This is a genomic window from Bradyrhizobium sp. S3.12.5 (genome assembly GCF_040548225.1).
Classification (GTDB): domain Bacteria; phylum Pseudomonadota; class Alphaproteobacteria; order Rhizobiales; family Xanthobacteraceae; genus Bradyrhizobium; species Bradyrhizobium cytisi.
Map to the genome: position 1 here is coordinate 154,777 of NZ_JBEPRF010000011.1, position 15,932 is coordinate 170,708.

Sequence of the window (15,932 nt, forward strand, 5' to 3'; positions counted from 1 at the left end):
ACTCCGTCATTGCGAGGAGCTCTTGCGACGAAGCAATCCAGACTGTCGCCGCCGAGAGATTCTGGATTGCTTCGCTGCGCTCGCAATGACGGGGAGGGAGCGACGTCAATCCGGTAGATGGTTCGCCGATCCCTGCACGATCAGCCCCGCATCATTCACCCGCAGGTATTCGCAGATCCGCTTGCCCCGCTCGTTCTCGTAGAACACCACCACGCTGTCAGGGCTGACGAACACGTCAATCAGTGAAAAGTGCAGGTCCGGCAGCAGCCCGAGCGCCTTGCCCCAATAGGCGCGCAACGCGTCCTTGCCGCGCACGGTGCCGCTGGCGCCGAATCCCATCGCGGGGATCCGGTCCGACGTCATCACGGCCGCGTCGTCGTAGAGCGTGAGCACGCGCTCGAGATCGCGCGTGTTCCAGGCCTCGACCCAGGTCCGGCCGAGCGCGGCTAGCGTTGATGGCTGATGGTGCTGTGACATGGCGTTTCTCCCTGATTGGCCCCGGTTTGGTGGAGGGGGGCAATTAGGTCAATAATACTTACCTATATCCATTTGTCCATGCCCAAAGAAGAATGTGGGCGCGCCCCGACACGCGGTTGCGAGGAGGGGCGCGGTCGCGTATCTGCTTGCCATGACAGCAGCACAGAACGACCGCTCCGCGTCGACGCTCTCCGTGGCCTCGGCGCACGACAAGATTCTCATCGTCGACTTCGGCAGCCAGGTGACGCAGCTGATTGCGCGTCGCGTGCGCGAGGACGGCGTCTATTGCGAGATCGTCCCGTTCAACAAGGCCGAACAGGCCTTTCTGGAGATGAAGCCGAAAGCGGTGATTCTCTCCGGCGGCCCGGAGTCGGTGCATGAGGCCGGCTCGCCCCGCGCGCCGCAAGCGATCTTCGCCTCCGGCGTGCCGGTGATGGGCATCTGCTACGGCCAGATGACCATGGCGGAACAGCTCGGCGGCACCGTCGAGGGCGGCCATCACCGCGAATTCGGCCGCGCCGATGTCGAGGTCAAGGCGCCGAGCAAGCTGTTCGAGGACGTGTGGTCACCAGGCGGCAAGAACCAGGTCTGGATGAGCCACGGCGATCGCATCACCAAAATGCCGCCGGGCTTCTCGGTGGCCGGCACCTCGCCGAACGCGCCCTTCGCGATCATCCAGGACGAGACGCGCAAATATTACGGCCTGATGTTCCACCCCGAAGTGGTGCACACGCCCGACGGCGCCAAGCTGATCCGCAATTTCGTCCGCAAGATCGCCGGCCTCACCGGCGACTGGACCATGCGCGCCTTCCGCGAGGAGGAGATCGCCAAGATCCGCGCCCAGGTCGGCAAAGGCAAGGTGATCTGCGGCCTCTCCGGCGGCGTCGATTCAGCCGTCGCCGCCGTGCTGATCCACGAAGCCATCGGCGACCAGCTCACCTGCGTGTTCGTCGACCACGGCATGCTGCGCCTCGACGAAGCCAAGACCGTGGTCGATTTGTTCCGCCACCACTACAACATCCCGCTCGTGCACGTGGACGCCTCGAAGCAGTTTTTGGGCGAGCTCGAAGGCGTCACCGACCCCGAAACCAAGCGCAAGACCATCGGCCGCCTCTTCATCGAGGTGTTCGAGGCTGAGGCCAAGAAGATCGGCGGCGCCGACTTCCTGGCACAAGGCACGCTCTACCCTGATGTGATCGAGAGCGTCTCCTTCACCGGCGGTCCCTCGGTGACGATCAAGTCGCACCACAATGTCGGCGGTCTGCCCGAGCGCATGAACATGAAGCTCGTCGAGCCCCTGCGCGAGCTGTTCAAGGACGAGGTGCGCAAGTTAGGGCGCGAGCTTGGTCTTTCCGAAATCTTCGTCGGCCGCCACCCGTTCCCGGGCCCCGGCCTCGCCATCCGCTGCCCCGGCGACATCACAAGCGACAAGCTCGACATCCTGCGCAAGGCCGATGCCGTCTACATCGACCAGATTCGCAAGCACGGCCTCTACGATGACATCTGGCAGGCCTTCGCCGTGCTGCTCCCCGTCAAGACCGTCGGCGTCATGGGCGACGGCCGCACCTACGACTACGTCGTCGGCCTGCGCGCCGTCACCTCCACCGACGGCATGACCGCGGACTTCTACCAGTTCGACATGAAGTTTTTGGGCGAGACCGCCACGCGCATCATCAACGAGGTCAAGGGCGTGAATAGGGTGGTCTATGATGTGACGAGCAAGCCGCCTGGGACGATTGAGTGGGAGTAGGGAGATTCGAACTCGATTCGTCAGTCGAGACCGCGTGCGCGTAGTGGTAGAATCGCCTGGCTGCGATAACTTGGGCTTGCGCCCCTCGCCGGATTGACCCAAGTTTGCGTACGCTTGACCCCTGTACCCTGGCCTTATTGCGGGAAACACGCCATTGCAGACCCCCCTTAACGCGTCCGCCAGCACTGCCGGAGCATTGCTCTCGAGTTCAATCTTCGAGGTACCGCAGTTTCAGAGAGAGTACTCTTGGGAAGAAGATGAAGTGGAGGAGTTCTGGAAAGATCTGAGCAATGGTCTCGACTCCGACTCTTATTTTCTCGGCCTCGTGATACTCACCGACGAAGTAGGGAGAAAGCACGTTGTTGATGGTCAGCAGCGTCTGATTACCCTAAGCCTTCTTGCAAACGCGATTTATTTTGAGGCCCATGCCCGGGGGCGGACCGCGCTTGCCGACCGCATCCGCGCGGATTTCTTAAAATCTATCGACTACGACTCTGATGAAACGAACCCACGAATTGTACTTTCGGACGAGTCCGACAATAAAACTTTCCAGGCGATCTTAGAGACTGGAGAGATCTCTGATGACGCAGGAGATGAAGAATCGGTCTCGCGGCGGCTTGGTGAATCTTACAATTTTCTCAAGGCAAAGCTGCAGGAGGATCTGACGAACGATCCCTTTAGGCGGCTCGGCAAGTGGACGGAATTTCTGACGCACAGGGTATATTTTGCCGTCTTTATCCATCCTGATCCTACGTCAGCTTATCAAGTTTATGAAGTGATCAACACCCGTGGCAAAGAGCTTACGACAGCCGATCTTCTAAAGAACTACGTCTTGAGCCAGACCGCTTCACCTCAGAGAAAGGCTCGCTACCGCGAGTGGCAACGCATTTCGGGGCAATTCTTGCAGGATTCGTCGAGTACGTTTGTTCAATACATACGTCACTCCGTCACCATTCAGAGCGGGCACATTCTTCCTAAAGACCTGTTCGGCTTTCTTGCCAACCGAGTAAAGCATCAGGGAAAGAAGCCGCCGACGCCCGACGAACTTGTGCGTTTACTCAAGCGGTACTTGCCTCTCTACTTGCAGATGATTGATCCTACGTCGGCCGGGCCCGCTGAGCCGGAGGCGCTTAAAGTCTTCGCTGCACTGAATGCGTTGAGCGTGATCGCGGTTCGTCCAATCTTGCTCGCGATTGCGAACACGAAAGACCCGCTTGAGGGTATGGAATATATCCTCCGATTGGTTGTACGAAGAATAGTTGTTGGAAATCTGGGCACTGGTAACGTTGAAAGGCGCTTTGGGGAAGCGGCACGAAAAGTCCATGAAGCGAAGACATGGACGGTGCTTGTTGATGATCTCAAGGACCTCAATCCATCGAAGGATGAATTTGTCAATCAGTTGGGGAAGCGCTCGTTCAACAAGGGCGTTCTCGGCTTTCTTAGGCGTTCGGTGCTTGCCGAAACCATAACGCCAGATGAATTTGGCGTATTGCACTTTGTAAGGCCTAGATCGAGTACCGAGTGGGACGGCATGAGCGAGGAGGACGGGGCGTTTTGGGGAGCAACTATCGGAAACACCTTTGTCGCTGATTTAGAAAGGCGTCCCAAGGGTGCGGCAGACTGGGAAGGGTTCAAGCAGCACATGCTTCCGCACGCAGTGCCCAGCGAATGGAGGACGCGCCTTGTGCGGATACAGGAGTGGGATGCCAAAGCAGTTGAGGCTTTAGGCAAGGAGTTAGCTAAAGCAGCTGGCAAAATTTGGTACCCTTAGAGCAATTTATGGATCAAGCAGAAGCGCAGCGTCGTCTGATAAGTGTGCTGGATCGACAGGTTGCATGCGATTCACTCAATGCGCTTGTATCGGCCATGAAGTCAGATCCAGCGACAGTTACGTTGGAGGACACTGCAATTGGTCTGGATGCAAATGTGTTTCTACGTCTTGCGAGTCACCCGAAGAGCGCTGACATAATCGATTATTTGGGGGCGCGCCATCCAGCTCCTCTAATTCTCCCCGGGCAGGCCATCCAAGAGTTTTGGAATAATCAGCTGCAGGTTGTTGACACTGTCGCCGCAACATTGCGCAAACAATTCGATAGCTTCAAATCATCGCTTGCAAAAGTCGACGCGAACTTTGGGGACTACGTCGAGCAGATCGACGGTCTTCTTGATCAGTTCAGTGCCGAACACGGTCACGTTTATGACGAAGCGACTGTCAGAAGAACTTTATCGCTTTTGGAGATCCTGACCAAGAAAGCTTCCGTGTCTTACGCGCAGCGAGCGCCATTTCACGATATCGGAATTTTAAGGAAGAAGACAAAGACTCCCCCCGGCTTTCGAGACGATGGAGACGGTGATTTCTACATATGGGTTGATCTATTGATAGGTCTTCTGCAAGCGCGGGTGGAAGGAAGCAGCTACCAGCGCGCGGTTTTAGTTTCGCTTGACAAGAAAATAGATTGGAGCCGCGCTGGTGTGGCGCATCCGATTTTGGTGGCAGAGGTTCGGGCACTGCTCCAGGTACCTTTCGAAATCTGGACGATCGAAAAGTTAGCTAAGGAAATTGCGTTAGTTACCTGAGCGGCAGAGTTTCCTCAGGTGCATGCCCCCGTCGTCGGCCTCGACAAGATAGCGCAATCGTCGTCATCCACGTCAGTTTGTAGGATGGGTAGTGCGCAAGCGAAACCCATCATCGCTCCTCCGCATCGATGGGTTTCGCTGCGCACTACCCATCCCACGAACTGCAAACCGCAAGATCGGTCGAGCGCATCACGGCCATCGCGGTCTAACTCAAGCCGCCACGGAGGAGGGACGATGACGGCGGCGCTGCGGAACTATCAGGCCCGGATGCGGCGGGTGCTCGATCATATCGACCGGCATCTCGACGCGGATCTGGACCTGGACAGCTTGAGCGCTGTCGCGGCGTTCTCGAAATTTCATTTCCATCGGCAGTTCACGGCGACCTTCGGGCTGTCGGTGCATCGCTATGTCCAGCTGGCCCGTCTGAAGCGCGCGTCGCATCAGCTGGCCTACAATGACGCCCTTGATGTCACCGATATCGCGATGGATGCGGGTTACGACGCACCTGACGCTTTCGCCCGCGCCTTTCGGCAACGGTTCGGGCAATCGCCGTCGTCGTTCCGGAAATCGCCGGACTGGGAGCCGTGGCTTGCGGCCTTCGGGCCTCTCGACAACGCCAGGAGCAAGCTCATGCAGACGAACTTCACCACTGACGACGTGACGATCCGCGATGTGCCGCCCACCAGGGTGGCGATCATGGAGCATCGGGGCAATCCTGAGAAACTCGGTGACACGATCCGCCGCTTCATCGCGTGGCGCAAGGCGGCCAACCTGCACCCCAGCACAAGTCCGACCTTCACCATCTGGCATTCCGAGGGGCGTCCGGTGCACCAGGACGAATATTGGATAGACCTTTGTGTCGGGACCGACCAGCCGATCGCGGCGAATGGCGAAGCGGTCAAGGACGGCGAGATTCCCGGCGGCCGCTGCGCGGTGCTGCGCGTCGTCGGCTTTACCGACAATCTGGAGCCCGCCGCGCTCTATCTCTATCGCGACTGGCTTCCGGCCAGCGGCGAGGAAGCCCGCGACTTCCCGATCTACTGTCAGCGGCTGAGGCTTTTCCCGGAGGTGCAGGAGCATGAGACGGTCGCGGACGTGTTCTTGCCGCTGAAGTAGCGCCCCTGACGACGGGCCCGTCCTGCAAGCCGGATCAAACCGCTGCGCGGACGGGATTGACAACCTGAAGTCCGGCGAAGTCCTTTTCGTTGTCCGTGACCACCACGCAGTCGTTTGCACCGGCGACTGCGGCGATGATCATGTCGAGGCCGCTGCGCGGTTTGCCGGCCGCTTTGCCTTCGGCCATCAGCCGGGCCCAGATGAGCGCCGCCTTGTCGTCAAAGGAGAGGATTCGGCCTGCAAAAAGTGCCTGCGGTCCCTCGAAGCCTGAAAACCAGTTGTCGAGTGCGTCGCGCTTCTTGCCCCGCGGCTTCTCCAAAATGCCGCGGCGGATTTCGCCAACCGTCAACGATGCAACAAACAAATCCTCGTCACGCTGCATCGCCATCCATGACAAGAGAGATTCCGATGGCTTCGGTTTGACAACGTTGCTGATGATGTTGGTATCGAGGAGATAGCGCGTCACAGATCGACCTTGCGCCCCTTCTCTCGAGGCCGCGAAAGATCGAGATCGGCCCCGACGAGCGGCGACCGGCGCAACGCGGCGAGAATCCCGCCGGACCTGGGCGGCTCGCCCGCGATGGACTTGCTGACGGTGGCACGAAGTTCGGACGCCTCGGCCGTATCCTCCGCGAGGCGTCTGGCGAGCGAGCGGATAAGATCGCGGTCAGCATCCCGACCGAGGACCTCAAAACGCGCCAGACCGCGCTCGCCCAGGCGCGATCGGTACTGCTGGATAGCGCGCTTCTGTGAATTTCCCACGGAGGTCTCCAGAGTTATTTCCAGTAATATAGCCGGGAATTCAGATTTCCACAAGATGCACGGGACGATGCCAGACACTTATTCCCGCGCCATCTTCTCAAACCTCTTCACCAGCCTCTCGCGCTTGAGCCGCGACAACCGCTGGATCCAGAATAGGCCGTCGAGCTGATCGATCTCATGCTGATGGCAGACGGCGCGCAAGCCATCCGACTCCTCGCTGTGCGTGTTGCCGTCGAGATCGTGATAGCTGATCCGCACGCGCGCGTGGCGCTGCACCTCGTCATTGACGCCGGGCATCGAGACGCTGCCTTCCCTGTGCAGGATCATCTCCGGCGAGGCCCATTCGATCTCGGGATTGACGTAGGTCTGCGGGCCCGCTTTGGCGTCGAGCTCGAGCACAACGACGCGCAGGGGCACGCCGATATGCGGCGCCGTGATGCCGATGCCGGGCGCGGCGCGCATCGTCTCCAGCAGGTCGGCTGCAAGCTCGCGCAAGCCGTCGTCGAAGGCGGTGACGGGGCGGGCGGGCATGGCGAGCCGGCGGTCGGGATAGCGGACGATCGGGCGAATGGTCATTCAAGGCTCCTACCACTCACGGGGGAGTGAAGCACCCGCGCTTGACGCTCTACCAACTGGAAGGTAGTCATTCTCCATGACCAACGTTTCCTCGACCGCCGACGACATTCTGGCTTGTGCCCGCACGCTGATCATCGCGGGCGGCTACAATGGCTTCAGCTATGCCGACGTCGCCGAAGTCGTCGGCATCCGCAAGCCGAGCATCCACCACCATTTCGCCAGCAAGGTCGACCTGGTTCGCACCCTGGTGTCGCGCTATCGCGAAGAGGCCGCGGCGGGATTGGCGGCGCTCGAGCGCAACATCCCTGATCCGCGCGAGCAGCTCAAAAGTTATGTCGGTTATTGGGAGGCGTGCATCACTGACGCGACGGCGCCCTTCTGCGTCTGTGCGCTGCTGGCGAGCGAGCTTCCGATCCTGCCGGAGGAGGTGGCGCTCGAAGTCCGCTCGCATTTCCGTTTCCTGGCGTCCTGGCTGACATCGGTGATGGAGCGCGGCAAGCGGAAGGGGCAGCTCAAGCTGTCCGGAACGGCACGGGTCGAGGCTGAAGGATTCATGGCGACCATGCACGGTGCGATGCTGTCGGCGCGCGCCTATGGCGATCCCAAGATGTTCGGTGTCATTACCGCTCCGCTGCTGGATCGGCTGTCCACTAAACACTGAGAGACATCGGCAAGACGTCTACGCGCCCGCAGGCATCGGGTGAAGGCATCTTGCTGCGCGTGAAACTACCAACTAGTAGGTAAAGGACTGAAAGCAGTGGCTCATCATCAAATGGATCTCGTTCGTGACGACCGCGAGCAATGGCTCAAGCAATACTACTTCCTCCGCGCGGCATTCTCCGTCGCCTGGGTCGCTGCCGCGTTTGCCGTCGCGCCGTCGTCCCCGCCAATCGCCGGCGCCTTGCTCGTGCTCTATCCGGCATGGGACGCGGCCGCCAATTTCGTCGACGCCTTGCGCAGTGGCGGGCTCACGCAAAACCGCACGCAGGTTCTCAACGTTGTGGTCAGCCTGGCGACCACCATTGCGGTCATCGTCGCACTTCGAACAGGCATGAACTGGGTGCTCGGCGTCTTCGGCGCCTGGGCAATCCTGTCCGGCTTGCTCCAGTTGGGGACCGCGATCCGGCGCTGGAAAAGTTTTGGCGCGCAATGGGCCATGGTGCTCAGCGGCGGTCAGTCGGCGCTCGCCGGCGGCTTCTTCATCGCACAGGCCTTGACGCCCGCGGTCCCGTCGATCGCGAATGTCGCGGGTTATGCCGGGGTCGGCGCGCTCTACTTCTTCGTCTCGGCCGTATGGCTCACCGTCAGTGACTGGCGCCGGCGCGCCGTGACGTAGCGCTGCGTCGCTTCCGGTCACGCGTCCGGATAGGGCGTGCCGTCCTTGTGCACGAACCTTCCGTCCGAATTTGCGCTCATCATGTCGATGTCCGAGCAGGTCGTGAGGTCGTCGGGCGAGCGCGAGCCGATCTCGAGATAGACGGCTACCGCGTCCGACCGGTTGATCATGTGATGGCCGTTGCCGCTGCCCTTCGGGAAGGCGGCGCAATCGCCTGCGCGCAGCACGGTTTCGCCGTCGTCCTCGATCAGCACCACCTCGCCTTCGAGCACGTAGACGAATTCGTCCTCGTGCGAATGCCAGTGCCGCTGGCTCGACCAGTTGCCAGGCGGCAGACGCATCAGATTGACGCCGAAATCGGAAAGGCCTCCGGCATTGCCGAGCCGCTTGCGGATGCGATCGGCGCAAGGAGCGTTGAAGGGCGCGGGATAGCCCGAACCCTTGCGGACTGGCAGGGCGGCAATGTCGATTTTTGGCATGGACATATTCCGTTCATTCGCAGTCGAGGCGAAGGCACATCTTGTTGGCTTGGAGCATCGACGTCTGGACCACGAACCGCTATTTTCCTGGAACGGGCGTGGCAGCGCGCCAGCATCGGCGGCGCGTTCGAACACTATAACGCTCTGGTCGAAACGGCTATGCTGCCTGCCGATAATCTGGGTCGTGGAATCGCTGCAAGTGCTCTCGGACGTTCTCAAGCGAAAAGAAATCTATAGTTATTTCAACCGCTCGGCGATGGAGAAGGCGCACGCCTATCAGTCGCAGGGTCGCGTTTCGGCGGTCGGCGTCAGCGACGACCTGACCCACATCAGTTCCCGGGTGCTAGGCAGCGCGTCCTCGAATTATCGCGTTGACATCCAGCTGGAGTTCGACAACGGCAGGCTCACCGACATCGACGGCGATTGCAGTTGTCCGATGGCCCTCAACTGCAAGCATGTCGCAGCGACCCTGCTTGAAGCGCTGAGCGACAAGCAGCCGCCGACGCTGCCGCCGGTGCCGCTCCCGCAGGCAGCCAAGCCTGCCAAGGCGCAAGCGCCGACGGCTCCGCCGGTCCTGGGTCTCGAGGTCAACAACTGGATCGACAATGTGGGCCGCGCGTCGCGGAGCAGCGATCATGCCGCGGACGAGAGCCAGCGCTTGCTGTATTGCCTGCAGCCGTCGGACGACCCGATGCCTTACCTCGCCATAACCCTGCGATCGGTCCGGCTCCGCAAGGGCGGAGATTTTGCCGACAACTACACCAGTCCCAGCCTGTACGAATTCAAGCCGGAACGGGCGCCGAAATACTTCCGTGACGTCGACGTCGACATCGTGACGGAGGTGAACGGCCGCATCCGCAAGTCCTACACCCAAGGGCCGTGTCCGGAAGAGCTGTTGCACCGGATTGTCGCGACCGGCCGCGCATTCTGGCTTGACCACAGGCGGGCGCCGCTGAGCTGGGGCGAAGTGCGCGAGGGCCGGATCGAATGGCGCCCGGCGACCAGAGGCGTTGCACCGAACCTCGTCGTATCGGGAGCGGTCGCGCTGAATGCCGAACCGCCGGTCTATGTCGACGAAGCCAGCGGCGTGATCGGGCCCGTACAACTCGGCCTGTCGCCTCGGCTCGCTTGCCAGTTCCTGGCCGCACCCGCCATTCCCCGCGCGCAACTCGAAGAGGTGTCGCGCCGCCTGAGCCAAAGGCTGCCCGAGCTTCACCACGGACTGCTGCCGGTGCCGCCGGCGGCCGCGGTGCTCATCGACGAGGAACCTCGTCCCGTGCTGAGGCTGAAGCTGGGGCATCTCGGTGCAAGCTATTATTACTATCGCAGCAAGAGCGAACAGTCCGGTCCCGCTGGCGTGGCCAGCCTCGGCTTCCGCTACGGTGGGTTCGACATCGACCCGAGCCAGCGCGCAAGCCGGCTGGAGCTGTTCCAAGGCGGGCAGGTCTATGCGATCGCACGCCGCCAGGCGAAGGAAAGGCAGGCACGCAAGCGCCTCACCGACGCCGGTCTCACCGAAGCGAGATCGGCGCTTCCGATGCTCGATTATCGTCATGCCATGGACCTTACGCTGCGCGACCAGCGCGGCTGGTTCGATTTTCTCGCGCTGCACGCCGGGCAATTGCGTGCGGAGGGGTTCGAGATCCTGATCGACGACGATTTTCCGTTCCGGCTGGCGGAGTCGTCGGGCGATTTCGATGCGGTGCTGGAGTCCAGCGGCATCGACTGGTTCGAACTGTCGCTCGGCATCGAGATCGAAGGCGAGCGGCGCGATCTCGCGCCGCTCCTGGCCGCGCTGGTTTCGACGCCCGGCTTCAGCCCCGAATCGCTGACGGCACTCGCGGACAAGGGCGAACGTTTCCTGCTGCCTCTCGCCGACGGCCGGCACGTCGCGCTGGCTGCGGATCGCTTCCTGCCGCTCGTGCTGGCGCTGCATGGCCTGCACATGAGTGGCGCTTTCGAGGACGCCTCCAGGAGCATCAGGCTGTCGCGCGCGGACGTCGTTCCGCTGCTCGGCGTCGAGAACGAGCGCTTCGCCTTTCAGGGAGCCGACAGTCTTCGCCGCCTCGCAGGCCTGCTCCAGGCGCGCGGCTTGACCGCGCCGGAACTGCCGGCGAGCTTTCGCGCCACGCTCCGGCCTTATCAGGCGCAGGGTGTGGCATGGCTCGATCTGCTCCGCGAGAGCGGGCTGGGCGGAATCCTTGCCGACGACATGGGTCTGGGCAAGACTGTCCAGATCCTGGCCCTGATCGCGCTGGAGAAAGCGCGAGGTCACCTCGCCAATCCCGTGCTGGTCGTCGCGCCAACCAGCCTGATGACGAATTGGTCCGCCGAAGCGCAGAAATTTGCGCCGGAGCTGAAGGTCCTCGTGCTGCACGGGGCAGATCGCAAGCACAAGTTTCCCGCCATCGCCGAGCACGATCTGGTCCTGACCACCTATCCGCTGATCGCGCGGGATCGCGAAATTCTGCTGGCGCGGGAGTGGCATATGGCCGTGCTGGACGAGGCGCAGACGGTGAAGAATCCGGATGCCGCCACTACGCGATTTCTGCGCGAGACCAAGGCGCAGCATCGCTTCTGTCTCACGGGCACGCCGATGGAAAATCATCTCGGCGAACTCTGGTCGATCATGAGCTTCGTCAACCCCGGCTATCTCGGCGACAAGGCGGCCTTTTCGCGCCAGTGGCGCACACCGATCGAAAAGCGTGCCGACAAGCCGCGGACCGCTGCATTGGCGCGGCGCGTCAAGCCGTTCCTGTTGCGACGAACCAAGACGGAGGTGGCGACCGAGCTGCCGGCCAAGAGCGAAATGGTGGAGACCATCACGCTGGAAGGGCCGCAGCGCGATCTCTACGATTCGATAAGGCTCGCGATGTCGCGCAAAGTTCGCGAGGCCATCGCAAAGCGCGGTCTTGCCAAGAGCCACATCGTGGTGCTCGAAGCCCTGCTTCGGATGCGGCAGGCCTGTTGCGATCCGGCGTTGCTGAAACTGGACGACGGCGTCGAACGGCCATCGGCCAAGCTCGATCGTCTGATCGACATGGTGGGCGAGCTGCTGAGCGAGGGGCGCAAGATCATCATCTTCTCGCAATTCACCTCGATGCTCGATCTGGTCCGGAAGCGCCTTGACACGGGAGGCCTGCGCTACAGCATCCTCACCGGTCAAACCAAGGACCGAAAGACGGCGATTGAAACCTTTCAGCACGGCGCGGCCGAAATCTTCCTGGTCAGCCTGAAGGCAGGCGGTGTCGGCCTCAATCTGACGGCCGCCGATACCGTCATCATTTTCGATCCCTGGTGGAATCCCGCCGTTGAGGAACAGGCGATCGATCGGGCCTATCGCATCGGGCAGGACAAGGCCGTCTTCGTTTACAGGCTGGTGGCCACCGGGACGATCGAGGAAAAGATGGACGAGCTCAAATCCAGAAAGCGCGCGCTCGCCGACGGCCTGTTCGACCGTGACGGCGGGATCGCGTCGGCCCTCACGGAGAGCGATGTGAATGCATTGTTCGAGGCGTAGCCGGGCGCAGCGTGGCGGTGACCCCACAATCGCGAAGTTGCCCGGATTTGTTCAGGTTGACAGATGTCAGTGCGCTGCAGGATCGGCGTGCCGAGTAAAAAATGCATGGATCCGGCAGACGGCGCGCAAATGCATAGGCCACTAGGGTAGCGGATCTAAGAAACTGCTGCCTAGGCCGGAAAACCAAGCTTCTATGTCGACGTACGGCGCGTCGTCGATGCCTGTGATGGACGGAAGAAACATCTTGTCGCCAACGTGTTCCCCCAAAGCGCGATAGGCCTCGAATTGAACCTCGGTAAAAAATTGGTTCGCGGTGGTATGGTGCGGAAATGAAGGCTCATCCAACTTTAGTCGCCGAATGAATTCTCCTTCGTTTCCGGTTAGAGAGAGCTTAAGATAGACGAGATACCCAATTTCCTCGTGCTGATCATGCTGCTCAAGAGGGTATCTAATGCGACAGAACCGGAAGTGAGATCGACTGAGGCCTTCACTTCCCAACCTTAGATCGTCCAGGTTCGCGTCAATCGTGATTCCGAAGTCGATGTAGGCGAGGCGTTGCAAGTTGGTTAAGCCGTGGAAAGTCATCGTCTCGTCGTGCTCACCGTCGACGGCGACGATAAAGCGACATCGGCGCCGCAAGAGTTCATAGACCCCAAGATTCTCTATATGCCCACCGTCCGAAATCTGAACATACGGGCCGGTTTCGTCTGCGGTCGCAAGCAATTCCTGAAGAAGATACTTGCCATTGGGCCGACGTTCACGCGGCGGCGTGGCCTTGGGATTCATCAGCCAAGCGCCCAGACGCAAATTTAAGATCGTCAGCCAGAAGCTGCTATAGCGATTCGTCTTTAGTCCCATCTGGGGAGAGATCGCGGCTCCGGACAGAGCCATCGCGGTTGCCAGATCAAGCGAGGGATTTGCTCGTTCCCAATCCGCGATGGACGAATGACCAATGAGGGAAGCGCCAGCAGACACGGGGGTAAACGACATCACGTCCGCATGACGCCCGCGCGTTTTGGGGTCTGTCGAGCCGGGAACGTTAAGTGCGCAATTTAAGATCGGAAAGAGCGTCGAACCGTGAGCGATCGCACTCAGTTTAATGGGCGGAGATTCGCGGCAATCTGCGTCGAATAGAAACGCCCGGGCCAATTTGGCGCGATAGTAATTGTGCAACGATGTTGAGTTGACGTCTAACGCCGCGGACAGGACGGTTGCCAGCGCAACGACGAAGAATACGAAGCATGCGGCATAAACAACGCCAGCGATCTGAAATTGATGGTAGGCGACGGTTTCTGCGAGAGCCAGCGCGAGAATGCAGAGGGTCGACAAAATGATTGGCCTAGAAAGTGCGATACGCGCAAAAGCTGCGGCGAGAATAACGAGCAATGAGCCGAAGACTGTCCACTCCACGACCAGTTGCGCGATGGCAGGTTGTGCATCAGAACGAAATGGCGTTAGGAAGGCCTCAAACAGGGTGTGGATGCCGCCTACCGCGACCCACAACGGAGGAACAACGAGCACGGCGCCAACTGAAGCCATCCAGCGTCCCTCACTCGCCAAGGCTCTTCCTCGCCAACCTCGGATGAGCGGTATCGCGAGAAACAACGCAACAAGTAATATTGACGAGTACAGAGCTAGGTTGTTCCAAGTTGAATCGGGGATGAAAAAGCGGAGCAAATAATCAACGAAGGCGATAAGTGAGATGGTGGATAGAACGATGAAGAGATTTATGAATATCCCCTGCGCCTGCGCTATACCGAGTGTAAAGCGCTCCCAGGCAACGCCTGAGAGATAGCTCGCGCCCTGCCTGAACCGCCGAAGAATCTCTGACTCGCCTTCCCCCCGCTTGAAGGGCAGTTCTGTTCTACGAAGACCCAAGTTCCTTCTCAGTGTTCCTGCGCCAAGCAACTGAGTTATAAGCGAGCCCGCATACCCTCCACCGGAGACGGTCGAGAGGTAATCGAATTGTTGAAGCAAGTTTCGCTTTGAAAGCGCAACCATGACGCCCATTGCGAAAGTTGCACTCCTAATGCCTCCGCCAGAAAGGGCCAGACCGACGGCCCATCCTCTCGCGTCGACATCATAAAATCGCCTTCGGTCCTTGACTTTCCGTTCCTCGTCGCTGCTCAACTCGGAGCGAATTACGTCCTGAGCTTCTCCCAGTGGACGCCAGGCTACGCCACGGGTCATTTCGTCCCGAATCGATTGAGCGATAGCATCGCTGGCGACGGAAGCCGGAAATCCTTCGCGATCGCGGATTAAGTTTAGGACCCTGTCGAGTGAAATTAGTCGCTCTTGTAGTGGCTGAAGCTCGGCGCGAAAAACGTCGCTATTGTCAAGCGCGGCCAACTCGCCAGTAGTGCTCTTGACGTGCCATTTTGCCGTGAACGGCCTGACGTGTGTATTCAATACGTGCCACACGATAACTTCGAAAGTCTGGCAGTCGGGCTCCTTTTGTGTCAGCGCCCTGGCAATGCCGAATAGTTCAAAGATGCTTGTCAGTGCGCGCTGCTCTACGCCACTTGAGTAGCCCAAAGGTTGCGTGGCTACGCGCGAGATCAGTTCAACGTGGAGAGCATGCGCGGCAAATTTGTCTCCACCTGATGGATTCCAAGCCCAATCGCCGAACCGAGCGAAAAACGTCTGGTCCAATATGAGCGAGGAATTGCTGCCCAGCCCAGCGAGACGGTCCCGCCAAGTATCAGTGGAAATCGATGTACTCAATCGAGGCTCTCCAACGACGCGATTGTTGCGTTGCATCAATTTTAGTGTGCAACTTATTCTTGTGTAACCCAAAAATTGTGCGAAATTCGAGTAATTTCCAACGGAAGAATCATTTGAGAGGCGATTTTCAACAATGGCAAACGTCACAAAGAATGTCTTCATCAGCCACATCCACGAGGACGATGCAGGCCTTGGCAACTTGAAAGAGTTGCTCGCAAAGAATGGGATGGATATTCGAGATTCTTCGATTAATTCTAGTAATCCGAATAATGCCCAAGATCCGGACTACATCAAGAATAAAATCCTGGCCCCGCAAATTCAGTGGGCGGGCACCCTCGTGGTTTATGTATCTCCCCAGACCAAGGACAGTGAGTGGGTCAACTGGGAGATCGAATATGCGGCTCAGCTGGGCAAGCGGATTGTGGGTGTTTGGGAGCAGGGCGCCCAAGACTGCACTTTGCCGGAAGCATTAGACGAGTATGGCGACGCTATGGTTGGATGGAATGGCAGCTCGATTGTCGATGCAATCATTTCAGGCAACGACGAATGGGAAAAGCCAGACGGTAGTCCATCGGCGCCGGTCTCTCTGAAGCGCCATCCATGCTGAGTCCCTAG

14 protein-coding genes are annotated in these 15,932 nt (G+C 59.7%); 8 read left to right on the forward strand and 6 right to left on the reverse strand.

All coding sequences use genetic code 11. The annotated features are described in order from the left end of the window. Nucleotides 1–105: 105 nt before the first annotated feature. Nucleotides 106–477: a nuclear transport factor 2 family protein gene (locus tag ABIC09_RS18120; RefSeq protein WP_148754210.1), complete on the reverse strand. Its 372-nt coding sequence runs from the start codon at nt 475–477 to the stop codon at nt 106–108. A 151-nt stretch (nt 478–628) separates the two neighbouring features. Between ABIC09_RS18120 and guaA the strand changes: the two genes are divergently transcribed. The 4 genes from guaA (at nt 629) to ABIC09_RS18140 (ending at nt 5,920) form a co-directional block, all read left to right on the forward strand. After that, nucleotides 629–2,227, forward strand: a complete 1,599-nt coding sequence (gene guaA, locus ABIC09_RS18125) for a glutamine-hydrolyzing GMP synthase (protein ID WP_354110092.1) — start codon at nt 629–631, stop codon at nt 2,225–2,227. 154 nt (nt 2,228–2,381) lie between these two features. Continuing rightward, entirely contained in the window at nt 2,382–3,998 is a 1,617-nt protein-coding gene (locus ABIC09_RS18130) for a DUF262 domain-containing protein (protein ID WP_354110093.1), read from the forward strand. Between the two features lie 8 nt (nt 3,999–4,006). Further along, nucleotides 4,007–4,804 (forward strand): hypothetical protein, encoded by a 798-nt coding sequence (locus ABIC09_RS18135; RefSeq protein WP_354110094.1) that lies wholly within the window; start codon nt 4,007–4,009, stop codon nt 4,802–4,804. Between the two features lie 234 nt (nt 4,805–5,038). Further along, the gene (locus tag ABIC09_RS18140; RefSeq protein WP_354110095.1) at nt 5,039–5,920 is read left to right on the forward strand and encodes an AraC family transcriptional regulator; all 882 of its coding nucleotides are present in this window, start codon (nt 5,039–5,041) and stop codon (nt 5,918–5,920) included. Nucleotides 5,921–5,954: 34 nt separating this feature from the next. Here the strand turns inward: ABIC09_RS18140 and ABIC09_RS18145 are convergent, their stop codons facing one another. The 3 genes from ABIC09_RS18145 to ABIC09_RS18155 all read right to left on the reverse strand — a co-directional run bounded on the left by ABIC09_RS18145 (nt 5,955) and on the right by ABIC09_RS18155 (nt 7,258). Further along, nucleotides 5,955–6,386, reverse strand: coding sequence for a type II toxin-antitoxin system VapC family toxin (locus ABIC09_RS18145; protein ID WP_354110096.1), 432 nt, complete (start codon nt 6,384–6,386; stop codon nt 5,955–5,957). Then, nucleotides 6,383–6,682, reverse strand: a complete 300-nt coding sequence (locus ABIC09_RS18150; protein WP_354110160.1) for a hypothetical protein — start codon at nt 6,680–6,682, stop codon at nt 6,383–6,385. The genes ABIC09_RS18145 and ABIC09_RS18150 overlap by 4 nt, the downstream gene beginning before the upstream one ends. A 78-nt stretch (nt 6,683–6,760) precedes the next feature. Further along, nucleotides 6,761–7,258 carry a peptide deformylase gene (locus tag ABIC09_RS18155; RefSeq protein ID WP_354110097.1) on the reverse strand — a complete coding sequence of 166 codons (498 nt, stop codon included), beginning with the start codon at nt 7,256–7,258 and terminating at the stop codon, nt 6,761–6,763. Between the two features lie 76 nt (nt 7,259–7,334). Here ABIC09_RS18155 and ABIC09_RS18160 point away from each other — a divergent pair, with 76 nt between their 5' ends. Both ABIC09_RS18160 and ABIC09_RS18165 read left to right on the forward strand, forming a co-directional pair. Next, complete coding sequence (locus ABIC09_RS18160) at nt 7,335–7,919, forward strand: TetR/AcrR family transcriptional regulator (RefSeq protein ID WP_354110098.1); 585 nt, start codon at nt 7,335–7,337, stop codon at nt 7,917–7,919. Nucleotides 7,920–8,015: 96 nt separating this feature from the next. Next, a complete protein-coding gene (locus tag ABIC09_RS18165; RefSeq protein ID WP_354110099.1) occupies nt 8,016–8,594 on the forward strand; it encodes a DUF308 domain-containing protein in 579 nt (192 codons plus the stop codon). Between the two features lie 17 nt (nt 8,595–8,611). Here ABIC09_RS18165 and ABIC09_RS18170 read toward each other — a convergent pair whose 3' ends face one another. Continuing rightward, nucleotides 8,612–9,073 (reverse strand): cupin domain-containing protein, encoded by a 462-nt coding sequence (locus ABIC09_RS18170; protein WP_354034067.1) that lies wholly within the window; start codon nt 9,071–9,073, stop codon nt 8,612–8,614. 184 nt (nt 9,074–9,257) lie between these two features. On the opposite strand from ABIC09_RS18170, the gene ABIC09_RS18175 reads away from it, so the two are divergent. Next, nucleotides 9,258–12,593, forward strand: coding sequence for a DEAD/DEAH box helicase (locus ABIC09_RS18175; protein WP_354110100.1), 3,336 nt, complete (start codon nt 9,258–9,260; stop codon nt 12,591–12,593). Between the two features lie 141 nt (nt 12,594–12,734). On the opposite strand, the gene ABIC09_RS18180 is transcribed toward ABIC09_RS18175, so the two are convergent. Further along, the gene (locus tag ABIC09_RS18180) at nt 12,735–15,479 is read right to left on the reverse strand and encodes a patatin-like phospholipase domain-containing protein (RefSeq protein WP_354110101.1); all 2,745 of its coding nucleotides are present in this window, start codon (nt 15,477–15,479) and stop codon (nt 12,735–12,737) included. Here ABIC09_RS18180 and ABIC09_RS18185 point away from each other — a divergent pair. Then, nucleotides 15,451–15,924: a TIR domain-containing protein gene (locus tag ABIC09_RS18185; protein ID WP_354110102.1), complete on the forward strand. Its 474-nt coding sequence runs from the start codon at nt 15,451–15,453 to the stop codon at nt 15,922–15,924. The two genes, ABIC09_RS18180 and ABIC09_RS18185, sit on opposite strands and share 29 nt — an antisense overlap. The last annotated feature ends 8 nt before the right edge of the window (nt 15,925–15,932 follow it).